Origin of the sequence: Gordonibacter massiliensis (ex Traore et al. 2017) (genome assembly GCF_019731765.1) — a bacterium.
In the GTDB taxonomy this organism is placed as follows: domain Bacteria; phylum Actinomycetota; class Coriobacteriia; order Coriobacteriales; family Eggerthellaceae; genus Gordonibacter; species Gordonibacter massiliensis.
The window spans coordinates 26,876-44,864 of the sequence record NZ_JAASIO010000019.1 but is presented as its reverse complement, the minus strand read 5'-3'; the positions used below and the strand labels follow the sequence as shown (position 1 = coordinate 44,864).

Annotated in this window: 13 protein-coding genes; 3 read left to right on the top strand and 10 right to left on the bottom strand. The window is 67.0% G+C overall.

The window, feature by feature from the left end:
- Positions 1-85: 85 nt before the first annotated feature.
- The 4 genes from HCH03_RS15660 to HCH03_RS15645 all read right to left on the bottom strand — a co-directional run bounded on the left by HCH03_RS15660 (position 86) and on the right by HCH03_RS15645 (position 2,655).
- Entirely contained in the window at positions 86-1,243 is a 1,158-nt protein-coding gene (locus HCH03_RS15660) for a DUF2207 family protein (RefSeq protein ID WP_221690239.1), read from the bottom strand.
- 153 nt (positions 1,244-1,396) lie between these two features.
- Positions 1,397-1,747: a type II toxin-antitoxin system PemK/MazF family toxin gene (locus HCH03_RS15655; protein WP_080142136.1), complete on the bottom strand. Its 351-nt coding sequence runs from the start codon at positions 1,745-1,747 to the stop codon at positions 1,397-1,399.
- The gene (locus HCH03_RS15650) at positions 1,744-2,031 is read right to left on the bottom strand and encodes an AbrB/MazE/SpoVT family DNA-binding domain-containing protein (RefSeq protein ID WP_080142135.1); all 288 of its coding nucleotides are present in this window, start codon (positions 2,029-2,031) and stop codon (positions 1,744-1,746) included. The genes HCH03_RS15655 and HCH03_RS15650 overlap by 4 nt, the downstream gene beginning before the upstream one ends.
- Before the next feature lie 273 nt (positions 2,032-2,304).
- A complete protein-coding gene (locus tag HCH03_RS15645; protein ID WP_221690238.1) occupies positions 2,305-2,655 on the bottom strand; it encodes a TIGR04076 family protein in 351 nt (116 codons plus the stop codon).
- A 117-nt stretch (positions 2,656-2,772) separates the two neighbouring features.
- Between HCH03_RS15645 and HCH03_RS15640 the strand changes: the two genes are divergently transcribed.
- The gene (locus tag HCH03_RS15640; RefSeq protein ID WP_185905564.1) at positions 2,773-3,150 is read left to right on the top strand and encodes a winged helix-turn-helix transcriptional regulator; all 378 of its coding nucleotides are present in this window, start codon (positions 2,773-2,775) and stop codon (positions 3,148-3,150) included.
- Positions 3,151-3,191: 41 nt separating this feature from the next.
- Complete coding sequence (locus HCH03_RS15635; protein WP_221690237.1) at positions 3,192-5,345, top strand: Tex family protein; 2,154 nt, start codon at positions 3,192-3,194, stop codon at positions 5,343-5,345.
- Positions 5,346-5,576: 231 nt separating this feature from the next.
- On the opposite strand, the gene HCH03_RS15630 is transcribed toward HCH03_RS15635, so the two are convergent.
- Positions 5,577-6,575 (bottom strand): VanZ family protein, encoded by a 999-nt coding sequence (locus HCH03_RS15630; protein ID WP_221690236.1) that lies wholly within the window; start codon positions 6,573-6,575, stop codon positions 5,577-5,579.
- Between the two features lie 169 nt (positions 6,576-6,744).
- On the opposite strand from HCH03_RS15630, the gene HCH03_RS15625 reads away from it, so the two are divergent.
- A complete protein-coding gene (locus HCH03_RS15625; protein WP_221690235.1) occupies positions 6,745-9,267 on the top strand; it encodes an excinuclease ABC subunit UvrA in 2,523 nt (840 codons plus the stop codon).
- A gap of 195 nt (positions 9,268-9,462) precedes the next feature.
- Here the strand turns inward: HCH03_RS15625 and HCH03_RS15620 are convergent, their stop codons facing one another.
- From HCH03_RS15620 to HCH03_RS15600, 5 genes are all read right to left on the bottom strand, one after another.
- Positions 9,463-9,798: a YolD-like family protein gene (locus HCH03_RS15620; RefSeq protein ID WP_221690234.1), complete on the bottom strand. Its 336-nt coding sequence runs from the start codon at positions 9,796-9,798 to the stop codon at positions 9,463-9,465.
- Positions 9,791-11,128 (bottom strand): DinB/UmuC family translesion DNA polymerase, encoded by a 1,338-nt coding sequence (locus HCH03_RS15615; protein ID WP_221690233.1) that lies wholly within the window; start codon positions 11,126-11,128, stop codon positions 9,791-9,793. The genes HCH03_RS15620 and HCH03_RS15615 overlap by 8 nt, the downstream gene beginning before the upstream one ends.
- Before the next feature lie 231 nt (positions 11,129-11,359).
- Positions 11,360-12,676, bottom strand: coding sequence for an FAD-dependent oxidoreductase (locus HCH03_RS15610; protein WP_221690232.1), 1,317 nt, complete (start codon positions 12,674-12,676; stop codon positions 11,360-11,362).
- A 341-nt stretch (positions 12,677-13,017) separates the two neighbouring features.
- Positions 13,018-14,805 (bottom strand): ABC transporter ATP-binding protein, encoded by a 1,788-nt coding sequence (locus tag HCH03_RS15605; RefSeq protein WP_221690231.1) that lies wholly within the window; start codon positions 14,803-14,805, stop codon positions 13,018-13,020.
- 96 nt (positions 14,806-14,901) lie between these two features.
- Positions 14,902-17,973 carry a mechanosensitive ion channel domain-containing protein gene (locus HCH03_RS15600; protein ID WP_221690230.1) on the bottom strand — a complete coding sequence of 1,024 codons (3,072 nt, stop codon included), beginning with the start codon at positions 17,971-17,973 and terminating at the stop codon, positions 14,902-14,904.
- Positions 17,974-17,989: the final 16 nt, after the last annotated feature.

Below are 17,989 nucleotides of genomic sequence, written 5' to 3'. Positions count from 1 at the left end.
GCCCGTCAGGCGAGATTGACGGATTGGCGTGTTTTGTCAATCCGTAACGAGGGTCGTGATCGCAGGGAAAGGGACGGGGACCTCCTCAGCGTCCCCCGAATCCGAACGTCGAGCGCATGAGCGCGCCGTAGTCGAAGCCGCGCATGCTCAGCACTTCCTTGACGATGCGGTCGTTCTCCTCCAAAACCACGGCGTACACCACGAAGTCGTCCCACACCACCAAGCTCCCCCGGTCGGCCTGCGACAGGTTGGTGAAGTCGTGCAGGAAGTTCCTGACGCCCGCTATCTGCTCGGCCGCCAACTGCCCTTGCTCCGTGCGCCGAACGCGCACCGTGCTGCTCGAGGAGGCGATCATCGACACCAAAGCCGCCACGGGCAGGACGAAGATCGCGATGGCCGCCAGCGCGAACAGCAGCATCATGCCCAGGTTGCCGAACTCGGCCATGTCCGACGACAGGTAGAGCGCCTCTTCGTAGGCGTCCTGCGTCACGGGGGCGGCATCGAGGAAGGCGTCCATCGCGTCGAAGTTGAGCAGGGAGCCGGCCAACACGCCCCAGATCATGAGCAGCGCGAAGGGAACCAGGCATCCGCCCAGGCACCCGCGCAAGCAGCCTTTCTGCGCCGAGGCCCCGCCGCCGCCTTGGGCCGCAAGGTAGCCCTCCTCCACCGCCTCCTGCGTGGCCAGCGCCTCCCACCGCTCGAGCCCCGCTCGATCGACCGCCTGGTCGGCCAGCAAATGCAGCAGCAGGGTGTCGCTCGGCTTGAGCGAAGGATGCTCGAACGTCACCACGCGCACGGCGTCGCCTTCGAACGCCACGACGCCGTCCATCGCGTACCTGAGGACGAGCGCCGCAACGTCTTTCTGCGGCTCGATCCGCAGGTCCATCAGCAGGCTGATGGCGGTGGGCGACAAGCCCGTGAGCTTCTCGCGGTAGTAGTCGATGCCCTCGGTCACGTCGAACGTGGCGTTGCGCAGGGTGGACTTGCGTATCGACCCGCTCACCGCGCGCCATACGAACACAAGGGGAATCGAGTACAGGGCGGAAGTCGCCAGCATCGTAACGATGACGACCGCCAACGTTCCGTAGTCGCCTCGGGAAAGCGCCGTCGAGCACAGGCCCCCCGTCGCCTCGCAAACCGCCAAAAGCACGAGGAACAAGATCAAAGGAAGGGCGAGGGACAAACGGTCGATAAAGCGCCACCTGCGCACGCGTTGCGTGTAGAACCGCTCCACCTTCTTCATGTACCGCCCCGTCCCCAAAAGCGCTTTGTCATCCAGCGCATTTTATCCGGTGGACGTCGACGGGCGGGCGCGAACGGCGCCCGGACGCTTCGTTTTTTACCGAACCGTTACCTGGCAAACGCGGCCTGCGGAGCCGAACACGCCCGCGCCTCGCTAGATCGGCTCGATGCCGAGCACGACCAGGATGCGTGCCATGATGTCGGCCAACGTCGAATCATCCACCGAACCCACCAGCTCCACGGACGCCTGCCGCTCGCGCGCGCCGAGATCCATGGCGCGGATCGCCTCGCATTGCGCATAGCCGTGGATTTCGTTGTCGTCAGCAAGACGCACATGGAGGGGATACCCGTTGTCCGTCGAAGTCACCGGAACAAGCACGGTGAGCGCCGACATGCGGTTGACGTGCCAGGGGCTCACCACGATAGCGTAATGACGTCCGGCAGGCTCATGACGCGTCGAGGGATCGAAGTTGATGCTGACGATATCACCCTGTTCGTACATCATCGAGCCCACGCGTCCCATTCCGCACCGACAAGATCGTCGCTCGGCCACGCGTCGCCGTTCTCGAGGCGCGCCCCTTCGTAGCCCTCGAACAGGCTATCGAACGTGACACCGCGCGCAGGCTCCACGCAGCGATGCTGCCGCTTCTGGGGAACGATCTCTATCCTGCCGCTCCGGTTGACCTCGAAGCTCACCTGATCGCCTCGCCGCAAACCGGCGCTTCTGAGAACGTCGCGCGGAATGCGCACCGCTTCGGAATTCCCCCAAGGAGCTATCGTCGTCGCCATGCCGCACCTCATTCGTTTCGTATCTACTAGAGTATCTACAATCAAAGTACGCCCTCAGGGGTCAAAAGTCAACAAGCATGGCTCGCTCCTCGTTGTCATCCTGAGCGGAGCGCCGCCAGGCGCGCAGTCGAAGGATCCCGTGCGGCGCCAGCTGGAACGCTCACGGCTATCGCCGCGCGGGATCCTTCGACTGCGCTCACTGCGTTCGCTCCGCTCAGGATGACAAAGGGGCGGCGCCTTTGCACTCCGCTCGCTCGGGATGGCAAGCGCGCGTCACCTCACCGGGGCGTAGTCCAACTCGGCGGGGATGTCGGTGGCCTCCAGCTTCATGATGACGGGGCGCAAGCCGTCGTTGCAGCTGACGATCGCCTTACCCGGCTCGCGCATCCAGTCGTCGAAGTAGAACGCGACGTCGCCCCCGCCGTGGGCCAGCGCGAACACGTACTGGTACACGGCCTTCCACGCCTCGTCGCAGAAGCCCTCCGGCTTGGCGTAGTCGGCAAGGAACTCCTGCCCTGCGGTCATCATCGGACACGCCTTCAGGCCGGGGGCGCCGTATTCTGCGGCCAGCTCCTCGTCCAGCGTGGTTTTCAAGACGGTGATCCTCACCTTTGTCATAGCCATTGCTGCTCCTTCCGCGCGTGATGTTCGGCTTTCGCCCTCTCCCCGTTATACTGTGTGACAGACCGCGAAGATAGTACGGTCTTTCAGGATAGGTACTTTCTCGAAAGGAAGCGGAACATGAGCATGGAGCCTTACGCGGGCAACCTCTCGTCGCTTGCCGACACCCCGTTCGGCTACACCCTGTCGATGATCGGCGGGAAGTGGCGCCTCGTTATCATGTATTGGCTCGTGGAATGCGAGACGATGCGGTTCAACGAGCTCAAACGCAAGATCGGGCGCATCACCGACAAGACGCTCAGCCGCCAGCTGAAGGAGATGGAGGCCGACGGCCTGATCGTGCGCACCGAGTACCCCCAGATACCGCCGAAGGTGGAGTATCGGCTGTCCGAGAAGGGCCTCTCGCTGTACCCCCTGATGGAGGCCATGTGCGCATGGGGCGAAAAGAACGGCGCGGCCGCCGCGCCGCGAGCGAACGGCGCCGGCCATCGCGTATAATGCCGAACCGAACGCGAACCCCAAGAGCAGGAGCAACAACCGTGCCTTCCATCCAAGCAACCATCGCCCAGGAGCTGAACCTCACCGCCGCGCAGGTGACGGCCGTCATCGGCCTCATCGACGAGGGGAACACCATCCCCTTCATCGCCCGCTACCGCAAGGAGGCCACGGGCGGCGTGGACGACGCCACGCTGCGCGACCTGGACGAGCGCCTGACCTACCTGCGCAACCTCGAGGCCCGAAAAGAGGAGGTGCTGCGCTCGATCGAGGAGCAGGGCAAGCTCACGGCCGACCTGCGCGCGAAGATCGAGGCCGCCACGGTCATGCAGCGCGTGGAGGACCTGTACAAGCCGTACAAGAAGAAGCGCGCCACCCGGGCCTCGAAGGCGCGCGACGCCGGGCTCGAGCCGCTGGCGCTGCTCATCCTCGCGCAGGGGCGCAGCAGCAAAGACCCGCTGGCCCTGGCCGCCGACCTCGTGAACGCGGAAGCCGGCTTCCCCACCCCCGAGGCCGCGCTGCAGGGCGCCCAGGACATCGTGGCCGAGGTCGTCGCCGACGACGCCGAGCACGTCGCGACCCTGCGCGCCTTCACCAAGCGCAACGGGGCGCTGTCCGTCGAGGCGGCCGACGCCGCCGAGAAGACCGCCTACGAGGCGTACTACGATTTCTCCGAGCCGCTGACGCGCATCCCCAACCACCGCGTGCTCGCCATCAACCGCGGCGAGAAGGAGGGCAAGCTCAAGGTGAAGGTGCGCGCCGACGCCGATGCGGCCATCGAGCAATTGGAGCGCCGCATCGTGCGCGGCACCGGCCCGTTCACCGCGCCCCTGAAGACCGCCATCGCGGACGGCTACAAGCGCCTGATCGCGCCGTCGGTGGAGCGCGACCTGCGCGCCGAGCTCACCGAACGCGCCGAGACGGACGCCATCCGCGTGTTCGCCAAGAACACCGAGAGCCTGCTGCAGCAGCGCCCCGTGCGCGGCGCGCGCGTCATCGCGCTCGACCCCGGCTACCGCACGGGCTGCAAGGTAGCCGTGCTGGACGAGTACGGCAAGCTGCTCGACCACGCCACCGTCTACCCCACCCCGCCGCGCTCACAGGTGAAGGAGACGCAGGCGCGGCTGGCGGAGTACGTGCGGCGCTACGACGTCAACGTCATCGTCATCGGCAACGGCACGGGCAGCCGCGAGACCGAGGAGGTGGTGGCCGACCTCATACCCCAGCTGGACCGGCCCGTGCGCTACACCATCGTGAACGAGGCCGGCGCGTCGGTGTACTCGGCGTCCAAGCTGGCGAGCGAGGAGTACCCCGACCTCGACGTCACCACGCGCGGTGCCATGAGCCTGGGCCGCCGCCTGCAGGACCCGCTGGCGGAGCTCGTGAAGATCCCGCCCCAGTCCATCGGCGTGGGCCAGTACCAGCACGACCTCAACCAGGCGGCGCTCGAGCGCGCGCTCACGGGCGTGGTGGAGAATGTCGTGAACCGCGTGGGCGTCGACCTCAACACGGCCAGTCCCAGCCTCTTGGGCTACGTGTCGGGCGTCAGCGCCGCCGTGGCCCGAAACATCGTGGCCTACCGCGAGGAGCACGGCGCGTTCGCCGACCGCAAGGAGCTCAAGAAGGTGCCGAAGCTGGGCGCGAAGGCCTTCCAGAACTGCGCGGGCTTCCTGCGCATCAGCGGCGGGAAGAACCCGCTCGATGCCACGAGCGTGCACCCCGAAAGCTACGCCGCGGCGAAGGAGTTGCTCAAGCGCGCGAAGGTGAAGCCCGAGGCGCTCGCGAACGGCGGCGTCCCCAACATCGCGAGCCGCCTCGGCGACGTGGACGCGCTGGCCGCCGAGCTGGGCGTGGGCGCGCCCACGCTGCGCGACATCGTGGCCGAGCTGGAGAAGCCGGGCCGCGACCCCCGCGACGACGCGCCGGAGGTCGTGTTCAGCGAGGGCGTACGCGACTTCGACGACCTCGCGCCGGGCATGGAGCTCACGGGCACCGTGCGCAACGTGGTGGACTTCGGCGCGTTCGTGGACGTGGGCGTGAAGCAGGACGGCCTCGTGCACGTGTCCAAGATGGCCGACCGCTTCGTCAGGCACCCGAGCGAGGTGGTTGCCGTGGGCGACACCGTCACCGTGTGGGTGACCGGCGTGGACAAGGATCGCGGCAAGATCTCGCTCTCCATGGTGAAGGGCAAGGCGTAAGGCCCGCCCCGCAACGGCAACCCCTCCACAACGGCAACCCCCGTAGGGGCGATCTCCTGATCGCCCGCTCCGGCGAAGCCGGAAAACCAACCGGCACCCACCCCGCGCGCGACGCAAGAGGGCGATTAGGAGATCGCCCCTACGGAAGGGGTTCGACCAGAGAAGCGCCTTGGCACTCGTTGACGCGATCCCGTCCATCGGCGAACGAAGCCTTCATTTGCCGGCCGCCCCTCACATCAGGTCGTAGGGCATACAGCGCTTGACGACGTAGAACACGAGCAAGATCGGCAGGGCCACCGGCGAGAACGCGATGGCGCAGGCAAGCGTCGCCACACGCGCGACGTAGAAGGCCGCCCGCCGCCAACCGGTGCGCGGACGCGTCTCGCACGTCATGCGCACGAAGCCGCCGCCCAGCGTGCGGCCCTGCCGAAACCAGGGCACGATGCCCTCCACCGCCACGAACACGGCCGCCATGAGCGCGCGCTCCCACCCGCTGTCGTCGGCCCACGCAGGCAAGCCCGTAGCCATCAGGGCAAAGTTCGCCGCGAGCAATATAATGACCAGCAGCGCTCCCGCAACCATCATATCGATCCAGAACGCCACGGCGCGGCGCACGAAGCCGGGCCGGTTCGTAACGTGCCCCTCCCGGGCAAGCTCGCCCGGCGGCAGCAGGCGAGCGGCAAGCGCGGCGAGGCCCCACCCTGCGGCGGCGCCCCCGGTGTTGCATATCAAATCGCACACGTCGAACATGCGATAAGCGAAAGGATACACGCCGAACAGGCCGGTAAGCTGCGCCGTCTCTATTAGAAGCGAGGCGCAGAACCCCAGCGCCAACGCCGGCACCAGCCCCCAGCGCAAAAGCCGTCCCGCCAGAAAGCCCAGCGGCACGAAGAACACCACGTTCGCCACCATGTCGGGCAAGGCCCTGACCCCATCCTTAGCCACGTCGTCGAAGAAGCCCAACGGGTTGAAGCGCGGCTCGATACCGTAGGTGATGCCAGGTCCGGACGCACCCTCGGGCAGCGGGTAGAGCGTGAAGCATCCCAGGCCCAAAACGTACAGCACCGCAAGGTAGGCCGACACCGCCGTAGCCGCGCGCATGCGACCGTCGCGATGGTACAAATACGCCAAGATGGGCAGCGTGAGCGCCATCGACGCCAGGGGCCACAGCGCCACCGCCGCCAAGAAGCTCTCGCTGAACCGCCCGAGAAACTGCGATAGGTACCCCACTGCGCCCCCTTTCCCAAGACACGGTGCCCGTTCTCACGCATTCCAGTATGGCGCGGCCCCCTTGCGGCAAACTTGCCCATCGCTTACGGCACGCTTACTTCTTCGTAAGGCTCGCGTGCGGCTGCTTTCTCGCCTCGCGGCGAAGCACTCGGGGCGCTACAATGGGAATATGGAAACCAATCGACACCCGCATCCGTCCAACCTGCACGGTCCCGACCGCATCCAGGTGCGCGGGGCGCGCGTGCACAACCTGAAGAACATCGACGTGGACATCCCGCTCGGCCGGCTCGTGGGCATTGCGGGCGTGTCGGGGTCGGGCAAGTCCTCCCTCGCCCTGGGCGTGCTGTACGCCGAAGGGTCGCGCCGCTATCTGGAGGCGCTCTCCACCTACACGCGGCGGCGCCTCACGCAGGCGGGCCGCGCGGCGGTGGACGAGGTGCTGCACGTGCCCGCTGCGCTCGCGCTGCACCAGCGCCCCGCCGTGCCCGGCGTGCGCAGCACCTTCGGCACGTCCACCGAGCTGCTGAACAGCCTGCGCCTGCTGTTCTCGCGCGTGGGCAGCCACGTGTGCCCGAACGGCCACCGCGTGCCGCCCACGCTGAACGTGGCCGCCGAGCGCCCCATCACGTGCCCCGTCTGCGGCGTGGAGTTCTTCGGCCCCGGCGCGGAGGACCTGGCCTTCAACAGCGGCGGCGCCTGCCCCGAGTGCGACGGCACGGGCATCGTGCGCACCGTGGACTTGGACTCGCTCGTGCCCGACGAGACGCTCTCCATCGACGAGGGGGCCGTCGCGCCGTGGAGCACGCTCATGTGGGACCTCATGAAGCAGGTCGCGCGCGAGATGGGCGTGCGCACCGACGTGCCCTTCGACCAGCTGACGCCCGCCGAGCGCGACATCGTGTTCTACGGCCCCGCCGAGAAGAAGCACATCCTGTACCAAGCGAAGAAGACCGACACCTTCGCCGAGCTGGACTTCACCTACTACAACGCCGTCTACACCGTGGAGAACGCGCTGGCGAAGGTGAAGGACGAGAAGGGCCTGAAGCGCGTGGCCCGCTTCCTCAAGCAAGGCACCTGCCCCGTCTGCCACGGCACGCGCCTGTCCGAGGCGGCGCGCCGGCCGCAGGTGGCGGGCATCAACCTGGCCGAGGCGTCCGCGAAGACCCTGGGAGAGCTGGTCGCGTGGGTGGACGCCGTGCCCGGCGGCCTCGCGCCCGAGATGCGCCCGATGGCCGCGAACATCGCCGAGTCGTTCCAGCACACGGCCCGCCGCCTCGTGGACCTGGGGCTGGACTACCTCGCGCTCGACCGCGCGGGCTCCACGCTCTCCACCGGGGAGCGCCAGCGCGTGCAGCTGGCCCGCGCCGTGCGCAACCGCACCACCGGCGTGCTGTACGTGCTGGACGAGCCGTCCATCGGCCTGCACCCGTCGAACGTGGACGGCCTTTTGGACGTCATGCGCGACCTGCTTGCCGACGGCAACTCCATCGTCATGGTGGACCACGACACGCGCATCCTCTCCGCCGCCGACCACATCGTCGAGATAGGCCCCGGCGCGGGCGCGGACGGCGGGCGCGTGATCGCGCAGGGCTCCGTGGCCCAGATCGAGGCTGACCCCGCCTCGCGCATCGGCGGCTTCCTCTCCGGCACGCAGTCGGTGCGCGTGCGCCGGCGCGCTTCGGCGGAGCACGTCTTCGACCTCGGCCGCATCCGGCTGGCCACGGACGCGCTGCACACGGTGAAGCCGCTCGAAGCGTCCATCCCGCGCGGCCGCCTGACCGCCGTGACGGGCGTGTCCGGCTCGGGCAAGACCACGCTCGTGCTGGAGAGCCTGGTCCCGGCGCTCAAGGCGCATGCGAGCGGCGCCAAGCTCCCCACCCACGTCCGCTCGATCGAGGCCGAGGGCATCGAGCGCGCGAACCTCATCGACGCCTCGCCCATCGGCATCAACGTGCGCTCCACCGTGGCCACCTACGCCGACGTCCACGACGAGCTGCGCCGCGCCTTCGCACGCACGCCCGACGCCAAAGCGGCCGGGCTCAAGGCGGGCGACTTCTCCTACAACACGGGGAAGCTGCGCTGCCCCGAATGCGACGGCACGGGCTCCATCAGCCTGGACGTGCAGTTCCTGCCCGACGTGGACATCACCTGCCCCGTGTGCGGCGGCTCGCGCTACGCCCCGGAGGCCGACCGCATCCGCCGGCCGCACGCCGACGATCCGGTGGATATGGTCTCGCTGCCCGATCTCATGGCCCGAAGCGTGGACGAGGCCCTGGAAGCCGTGGCGGACCTGAAGAAGGCGCGCGGTCGCCTGCAGACGCTCCACGACCTGGGGCTCGGCTACCTCACGCTGGGCGAGGCCACGCCGGCGCTGTCGGGCGGCGAGGCGCAGCGCCTGAAGCTGGCCAGCGAGATGGGACGCGAGCAGGAAGACGCCGTGTTCGTGTTCGACGAGCCCACCATCGGCCTGCACCCCCTGGACGTGCGCACGCTGCTCGAAGTGTTCGACCGCCTGGTGGAGCAGGGCGCGACGGTCGTGGTCATCGAGCACGACCTGGACGTCATCGCCAACGCCGACTACGTGGTGGACCTCGGCCCCGGCGGCGGCGCCCTCGGCGGCCGCATCGTGGCCGTCGGCACCCCTGAGGAGGTGGCCGCGAACCCCGACAGCGTCACCGGGAGGTACCTGTAGGGCCAAGCAAGCCGACCGACACCCCGAGTGAGCGAGCCCCTCCGGTTGTCATCCTGAGCGGAGGCCGAAGGCCGTAGTCGAAGGATCCCGTGCGGCGACAGCCGTGACGCTTTCGGCTGGCGCCGCACGGGATCCTTCGACTACGCTCACTGCGTTCGCTTCGCTCAGGATGACAGGGGGGGGTGCTCCGCTCGCTCAGGACGACAACGGGGAACCTACCTCGATCTCCGCGATGTCGTCGAAGGCGATGCGGGTGCGGACGACGGTGACGGTGCGCCCCGCGAGGTCGATGTCGGTCACCAGGCCGCGCGTGGTGACGTACGCCTCGCCGTCGTAGTGGACGACGCTCGCCATCTTCCGGCGCTCCACGTGCGAGAGCTTCCGCGACAGCTCGAGCGCCTGCTCATCGGTCAGCTCGCGCCTCGGCTCCTCCGTGCGCTCGCGTTCGCGGATGAGGTCGTAGTAGCCTTTGAGCGCGGCGAAGGGCATGAACTGCTGCGCGCGGTCGGCGCGGGGGCGGCGCTCAGGCATGGTGCCCTCCGATCTGCTCGTTGCGCTCGCGCGCCGTGGCCTTCTCCTTCAGGCTGGTGCCGCGCAACAGCGCGTTCTTGCCGAACTTGCCCTTCACGGCCAGCACCGCTTTCTGCAGGTTGCGCTCCTCGGCCTCGGCCGCCGCGTCCGTGAACAGGTCCATCGTGGCGAATTCCTCGGGCATCACGCCGCCGAAGCCCACGTTGATGCGGCGTATGGGCACGCCTTTGCGCGCAGTCTCCTCGAACAGGTCGAGGAAGCGCGGCATGAGCTTGGAGTAGAGGTTCGTGCGGTCGGGCTGCCGACGCGTGCCGCCGGTGTGGGGGCCGCCGCGCCTGCCACTTGCCGGGCGCCTTCCGTGTCCGCCGTCGAAGTACGCGTCGGGCTCCTCCTGCGCGCCCACGTCCGCGCCGCGCTCCTTCGCATACCCCACGTACAACGATATCGAATCGGCCACCAAGCCCTTGTCCACCAGATCGAGCACCAGCTGGTCCACCATCTCCTTCAGCACGTCCTTCGCCTCGTCGTAGGTGTAGTCGCAGGGAAGCACCTGGCCGTTCATGAGGGAATGGGCGCTCGGCTCGTAGGCGTGGATGTCGGCGATGGTGCACGGCTCGACGCCGTGGGCGTGGTCGATCAGGTACTCCGCGTTCACGCCGAACTCGCGGTACAGCACGGCCTCGCTCATCTCGCACACGCCGCGCAGGTCGCGCACGCCGTACTTCGCCAAGCGCTTCGCGATGCCCGGGCCGATGTTCCAGATGTCGGTGATGGGCCGGTGGGTTTGGATGGTGCGCTCGAACTCGGCACAGTCGAGGAAGCCGATATGGTCGTCCGCGTGCTTTGCCGTGATGTCGAGCGCCACCTTCGCCAGAAACAGGTTCGGCCCGATGCCCGCTGTAGCGCGCACGCCCGTCTCGGCCAGCACCGCCTCCATGAGCATGACGGCGAACTCCTTGGCGTTCACCTGGTACAACGACAGATACGGCGTGGCGTCGATGAAGCATTCGTCGATGGAATAGGGATGGATGTCCTCGGGCGACACGTAACGCAGGTAGACGGAGTAGATGTCGGCCGACACCTCCATGTAGCGCTGCATGCGCGGGCGGGCCATGACGTACTCCACGCACGCGGGGATCTCGAACACGCGGCAGCGGCTGGAAAGCCCCAGCGCCTTCATGGACGGCGTGATGGCCAGGCAGATGGTCTTCTCGGTACGGTCGGGATCGGCCACGACGAGGTTCGCCGTCAGCGGGTCCAACCCGCGGTCGACGCACTCGACGCTCGCGTAGAAGCTCTTCAAATCGATGCACACGTACGTGCGCTCCATGGGGCCAGCCCTCCTTTCCGCTCCCTGAGTGCTCCCTCCTGTCATCCTGAGCGGAGCGCCGTCAGGCGCGTAGTCGAAGGATCCCGCACGGCGCCAGCCGTGACTATTCGAGCTGGCGCCGCACGGGATCCTTCGACTCCGGCGGCTACACCGCCTGCGCTCAGGATGACAGAACAATACAGCACACTTGTTCGCTTAGTATAGCATGTTCGACGCGAAGACGCGGGCGCCCTATCGCTTTCCCATCGAGATCGGCTTCGTGGCGGGCCCGTCGACCACGGCGCCGTTCTCATCGAAGCGCGAGCCGTGGCAAGGACAGTCCCACGAGTTCTCGACGTCGTTATGCGAAAGGCTGCATCCCATGTGCGAGCACCGCTTTCCCGGCTTCACTAGGTTCGCCGCCGAGGTGCCCATGTTGGAGAGCAGCTCGCCGTTCAGCATGGAGCGTTGCGGGGAGAACAGCTCCTCGACCGGGCTTCGGCCCTTCACGATCAGGCCGGTTATGGCTTTCGCCGCCACGTACGACCCGGTCATCCCCCATTTGCTGAACCCGGTGGCCACGTACCAGTTGGGATTCTTGCGCCGATGCACGCCGATGTAGGGCATGCCGTCGAGGCTCATGCAGTCCTGCGTGGCCCACGCGCAGCACTCGGCATGCCCCGGGTACGCCGCGTCCGCGAAGGAGCGGATCGCACGGTAGCCGTCCTTCGGCCCCGGACCGTTACCGGTGCGGTGGCCTCCGCCGCCCACCAGAAGGCAGTCCTCGTAGGTGCGGAACGAGAAGCCGCCGCCTTCGCCGATGAACATGCCGTCCACGGCGGGGACGCCCTGCAAGGCGATCGCGTACGAGCGCTCCTGATGCAGCTTCATGAAATAGAGCCCCGGTATGTTGACCAAGGGGTAGTGGGTCGCGAACACGATGTGGTCCGCCGTGATGGAGCCGCCCTGCGCGTGCGCCGTGGAACCCGATACGTCCGACACGAAGGCGTTCTCGTACACGTCGACCGTCGACATCAGCGCGTAGAGGAGCTTGAGAGGATTGAACTGCGCCTGCCGCTCCATCCCAAGCGCCCCCTTGTTCGCTATCGGCACCGGCGCGCTCGGCAGAACGTGGTGCGGTATGGCCAGCCGCTCGTACGCGACGAGCTCCCGCTCCAAGCCCTCCGTCGAGCCCTCGGCGTACACATACGCGGTCTTCTCCTCGAAATCGCAGGGGAAGGTGCCGCTCAGCTGCCGCAGGCCCGCCACGGCGGCTTGGTTCGCCTCGTAGTACAAACGCGCGTTCTCGGGACCGTGCTCCCTGATGAGCCGGTCGTACACGAGGTTGTGCTGCGCGGTGACCTTGGCCGTCGTGTTCTGCGTGACGCCCGACCCAACGCGCCCTTGCTCTGCCACCACGCACGAGCATCCGCCTTGGCCCAGCAGGTAGGCGCACAGCATGCCCGCCATGCCGCCGCCTATCACCAGCACATCGGCGGTGATGTCCCGGTCGAGCGTTTTCGCCGCCCCGTGGGGCCTCGGGGTACGCGCTGCCCATAGAGAGGTCATGATCGGCCCTTTCGCTTCGCCATCGTCTATATGTCCGATGACGATAGCCCACCGCGACGATGGGCAAACCGCTCGAAGGCGAAGCGTAGGCCGCTCATTGACGAAGGGTTGCACGCACGAAGCGCAGAATTCCCAAGGGAACGATCCCCCCCCCCACAACAGGGAACCCCCGTAGGGGCGATCTCCTGATCGCCCGTTCCGGCGAAGCCGGAAAAGCAACCGGAACCCGCGTTCTCGCGCTCCGCGCGAGCGGGCGCTCAGGAGAGCGCCCCTACGGGAGAACGGCGCGGAACCGCACACACGCAGAAGGCACCGCAAGAACGCGCCCTCCGGCCAAGCCCTTACTCCAAGTACGCGCCCGTCTGGCGGCTCCACAGGTTCGCGTACGCCCCGCCGGCCTCGATGAGCTCGGCGTGCGGGCCATCCTCGGCCACCTTGCCGCCGTCGAGCACCACGATGCGGTCGAGGCTGGCCACGGTGGACAGGCGGTGCGCCACCACGATGCACGTGCGCCCGCGCATGAGCGTGGCCAGCGCGTCCTGCACCAGCTGCTCGCTTTCGGAGTCGAGCGCGCTCGTGGCCTCGTCCAGCACGAGCACCGGGCAGTCGGCCAGAAGCGCCCGCGCGATGGCGATGCGCTGGCGCTGCCCGCCCGACAGCTTCACGCCGCGCTCGCCCGTGACGGTGTCGAAGCCCTGCGGCAGCCGCTCGATGAACTCCAGCGCGTTCGCCTGGCGCGCCGCCTCGCGGATCTGCTCCATCGTGGCGTCGGGACGGCCGTAGGCGATGTTCTCGGCGATGCTGCGGTGGAACAGCAGCGCCTCCTGCGGCACGTAGGCTATCTGGCGGCGCAGCGATTGCTGCGTGGTGTCGGCGATGTTCTGGCCATCGATGAGGATGCGCCCCTCCTGAATGTCGGACAGGCGCAGCAGCAGCTTCGTGAGCGTGGTCTTCCCCGCCCCGCTCGTGCCCACGAGGCCCACGCGCTGGCCGCCGGGTATGTGCAGCTCGAAGCCGTCGAACACCTGCGTGCGCGCCTCCCCGTCGGTGTACCAGAAGTCGATGTCCTCGAAGTCGATGGCGCCCTCGCGCACCACGAGCTCGGGCGCGCCGGGCGCATCGTCCACGAGGCGCGGCTCGTCCAGGATGACGGTCATGCCGCTCGCGTCGCCGAACGCGCGGTTGAAGCGCTGCAGGCCGTTGTTGATGAAGTTGAACTGGTTCGTCACCGTGTAGGTGTAGGTGAACATCACCACGAGCGTGCCGGGCGTGATGCCGTACCACGCGTTGCCGCCCGCGATGAACACGGCTACCACGCTCATGATGGCGATGGTGATGCACGCCGTCACGATGCCGCGCGTCAGCGACGCCCACATGCGCTTCGAGTCGCGCGCCACCACCTCGCGGTTCGCCTGGTCGAACAGCCCCCGCTCGTAGTCCTCGCGCCCGTAGGTCTTCACCGCCAGGATGTTCGCCACCGAGTCGGACAGCTCGCCCGACAGCTGGTTCTGCGCGCTCGCCGCCTGCTCGTTGAGGTGCAGGATGCGCTTGTACATGTAGTACGACACGCCCGCGTACACCGCCAGCAGCACCATGAGGATGGCCACGTACACCGGCACGCGCGGCGCGAGGATGGCGCAGGTGAACACCACCGAGCAGATGACCGGCAGAAACGGGAACGTGATGGTTTCCAGCAGCAGCTGGTAGGCGCTCATGAACTTCGTCGTCTGGCTGACCAGCGTGCCGCCGAAGCGGTTGGAGTGGAACGACATCGACTGGTTCGAGAGCGCGTCGAACGACATGGTGGCCAAATCGTACGAGGCGGCTATCTCCAGCCGGTACATGGTGTAGTCCTGCACCTTGCTGGCCGCCTGGCCGGCCACGTTGATGAGGATGAGCGCGGCGATGTAGGGCCCGAACACCGAGAACACCTCGTCGGGCGCCACCGAGCCCGCGCTCACGCGGTCCACCACGAGGCTCATGACGTAGGGGTTGCCGTACGACAGCAGCGCCACGAACAGGAACGTCGCGCACATGAGCGCGGCGAACAGCCCGAGGTGCTTTCGCGTGACCAGCCAGAAGTAATGGAGCGTGCGACGCGTCGTCGACGGAGCACCGGTTCGTGCCATGCGGATTCCCTTCTCTTGCATCCGCTTGATTATGCCACAACAAGGCGAGGCCCGGGGCAACGCCCGGGCCTCGCCATGCGTTTCGACCGCAGGGGTCTATCGCGTCTGGTCCTCTTCCTCGTTGCCGAGTTCCTTTGCAGCGGCCTTCTGCTCCTCGTTGAACTGGTCGGCGCTGCGCTTCTCCCACTCCGTGGCCTTCTTGAACTCCGTGGGCTGGTTGATAACCACCTGCGGGAACGGGATGCCGATGTCGTGCTTGTCGAAGATCAGCTTCATCTCGCGGTTCAGGTCGCGCTCCAGCTGCAGGCGATCCGTTTCGGCGCACTGCACCACGATGCGGATGTTCACGCTGTTGTCGCCCAGCGACACCACGCCCTTGTAGAACGGGCCGTCGATGATGGCCGGCAGGCGCTTGCGCACGAACGGCAGCTCCTTGGCCAGGATGTTCTCCACGCGCTCGAGCGACTCGCCGTACTCGATGCCGACGTCGCACGACGCGTAGGACGTCTCCTTGGTCATGTTGATCACGTTGCTGATGTCGCTGTTGCGGATGACCTTGATGTTCTGCGAGCCGTCCTCCACCTTCGTGGTGCGCACGCCTATCTCCACCACCGTGCCGCGCCAGTCGCCCACCTTGATGATGTCGCCCACGCGGAACTCGCCCTCGAAGATGATGAACAGGCCGCTCAGGATGTCCGACACGAGCTCCTTCGCGCCGAAGCTGATGGCGATGGACAGGATGCCGGCAGAGGCCAACAGCGTGGTGGTGTCCACGCCCACCAGCATGAGGCAGTAGTACACCATGCCGATGATGGTGGCGTACTTGATGAAGCTGCCCAGCAGGCGGCACACCGTCTCGCCGCGGGCGCCCAGCACCGTGGCCAGCAGGTTCAGCAGCTTCTGCACCACGGCCACCACGGTGAGGGCCACGCACACGAACATGATGCACGCCGTGAGGGCGAACACGTTCAGCCCGCGTTCCCACTCCCCGCCCAGGATGTAGGAGAAGATGGAGTTGCTGCCGAAGAAGCGGTCCTGGAACACCACGGCCACGAACACCACGACCACCGAGATGCCCACGAGCCACTTCACCACCGCCGCCGTCTTCTGCTCGGCCGTGCGCTCGTTCCATTTGAACGAGCGGTCGAGCCAGCGGCTGGCGGCCGACTCGGTCTTCGCCATGCGGCCGCTCGGCATCTTCACGTCGAACATGCGGGCATCCGCATCGACGGGCGCCTTGGCCACGGTGATGCTGCGCCGGGGCTCGAACGCCAGCAGCAGGAATATCACAACGAGGCACACGAGCGCCACGCCGCCCGTGGCGAGCGTCAAGGGCACGCGCTCGGCCATGAGCTCGCCTTCGGCGCCGGCGATGTAAAGGTAGTAGTCGTCGGTCTCGGCCGAGGAGGCGTAGTACTGCGCGCCGTCGACGGTCACGTAGTCGCAGTACCCGTCTTTCAGCTGGTTCTCCGTCATGCCGTGCTCGAGCGCGTCCTTGCCGACGAGACGCTCGTCGGGGAAATAGGCGAACGTGCCGTCGGCCTTGCTCACCGCGAAGGCGAACCCGTCGGAGCCGGCCTTCACGCCGTCGAGCACGCTGTCGATGCGCACCGTGGACAGCAGGTTCTCCAAGCGCGTCGGACGGACGCTGATCTGCACGAGGCCGCTCGCGTTGCCCTTGGCGTCGTGCAGCGACACGCCGATGTACTGGCGCAGCTCGCCGGTGATGTCGTCGGCCCGCGGCTCTTGGACCACCGCGTCGGCGCCCTGGAGCAGCTTCCGGAACTCGAAGGACTGGTCGTCGGGGTTCTCGCTCAGGGTGAAGTTCGTGTACGAGGAGCTGGTGGCCGTCATGAAGCCGGTCTCGTCGTAGACGTACAGGTACTGGATCTGGAGCACGTCACCGAGCTTCTTCAAGTCGTCGCTGTTCGCCAGGGCGGGATTGCGGTCGAGGATGTAGCCCGCCACCCGGCACTTGCTCAGGTAGCGCTCGCCGTATTGGTCGCTCAGGTCGTCCATGCGGCCGTTCGCGCGCTGGATGGTCTCCACCATCTCGTCGGCGCGCTCGTTGTTGGCGACCGACTGCGACGAGAGCGCGAACAGCGTCTGCATGTAGAACGACACCAGCAGGATGCCCAGAAAGCCCACGAGCGACAGCACGGCGGCCTTCCTGCCGATGACCTTGTTGTAGCGCAGCGGCCCTATTTCGCGGTAGTTCTCGGAATCGTGCCCCTGGCGCTCGTCCTCGCGCATGACGAACACGCCGTACATGATGACCACGCACATGACCGCGAAGAAGATGAACAGGATGACGCCCACCGTGATGTTGCGCGTGGCGGCCATGTCGCTTTCAGGCACGGCGCCGATGTAATACGTGTCGCCGATCTTGCTCACGTGGCAGTACAGCGACTCGCCGTCCAGCGTCATCCACGAGAAGGCGCCGTCTTCCAAGTCGGTCGCGTCGATTCCCTTGTCGATGGCGTCGGCGCCCACCAGGTTGCTGTTCGGGTGGTATTCCACTAGGTAGTCCTGCGCCGACACGGCGAACATGTAGCCGTGCTGGCCTATGGCGATGTTCTTGAGCACGCTTTCGGTGGAACCCGCGATCTGCGTCAGCTCGCGCAGCTCCGCAGGGTTCTGCTCGATCACCACCATGGTGGAATCGTCGATGCGGGCGGCGTAGTAGCGCATGAGCCAGTCTTGGTCGGGCAGCTCTATCTCCACCGCCTTCGACGGCTTCCCGTCGTCGAACACCGTGCGCAGCTGGTTGAAGCGGGAGTAGGTGAAGTTCGCGAGCGTTTCCCGCGCCTGCGCGATCAGGTTCCCCTCGCGGTCGACCACCATGACGTTGCCGACGCCCAGCAGGTCCTGGTACTCGGCCATCTTGGCCGGCGTGGCCTCGAAGCCCGTGTTGTTGTTCGCCATATAGGCCACGCTCTCGGCCTTCGACTGGAATATGGCGTCGTACGTGGCCGTGTTCTGCTTGACGCCGTCGTCGGCGTCCACCAGCAAATCGGGGAGCGCGGCCGCCTCCTGCTGCATTTCCTGGGTGTAGCCGTCCAGCGACAGGTCGGTCTGCATCGTGGCCAGCAGCACGCCCATGGCGGCCATGCTGACCGCCGCGACCACGATGAGGACGGCGATCTTGACTTTGAGTTTTCTCGACATATGCCCGCGCCTCCCC

Bases quoted from the DNA above. Each gene is read 5' to 3' on its own strand.
- HCH03_RS15660 (WP_221690239.1), bottom strand. From the start codon at position 1,243: ATGAAGAAGGTGGAGCGGTTCTACACGCAACGCGTGCGCAGGTGGCGC.
- HCH03_RS15655 (WP_080142136.1), bottom strand. From the start codon at position 1,747: ATGATGTACGAACAGGGTGATATCGTCAGCATCAACTTCGATCCCTCG.
- HCH03_RS15650 (WP_080142135.1), bottom strand. From the start codon at position 2,031: ATGGCGACGACGATAGCTCCTTGGGGGAATTCCGAAGCGGTGCGCATT.
- HCH03_RS15645 (WP_221690238.1), bottom strand. From the start codon at position 2,655: ATGGCTATGACAAAGGTGAGGATCACCGTCTTGAAAACCACGCTGGAC.
- HCH03_RS15640 (WP_185905564.1), top strand. From the start codon at position 2,773: ATGAGCATGGAGCCTTACGCGGGCAACCTCTCGTCGCTTGCCGACACC.
- HCH03_RS15625 (WP_221690235.1), top strand. From the start codon at position 6,745: ATGGAAACCAATCGACACCCGCATCCGTCCAACCTGCACGGTCCCGAC.
- HCH03_RS15620 (WP_221690234.1), bottom strand. From the start codon at position 9,798: ATGCCTGAGCGCCGCCCCCGCGCCGACCGCGCGCAGCAGTTCATGCCC.
- HCH03_RS15615 (WP_221690233.1), bottom strand. From the start codon at position 11,128: ATGGAGCGCACGTACGTGTGCATCGATTTGAAGAGCTTCTACGCGAGC.
- HCH03_RS15610 (WP_221690232.1), bottom strand. From the start codon at position 12,676: ATGACCTCTCTATGGGCAGCGCGTACCCCGAGGCCCCACGGGGCGGCG.
- HCH03_RS15605 (WP_221690231.1), bottom strand. From the start codon at position 14,805: ATGGCACGAACCGGTGCTCCGTCGACGACGCGTCGCACGCTCCATTAC.
- HCH03_RS15600 (WP_221690230.1), bottom strand. From the start codon at position 17,973: ATGTCGAGAAAACTCAAAGTCAAGATCGCCGTCCTCATCGTGGTCGCG.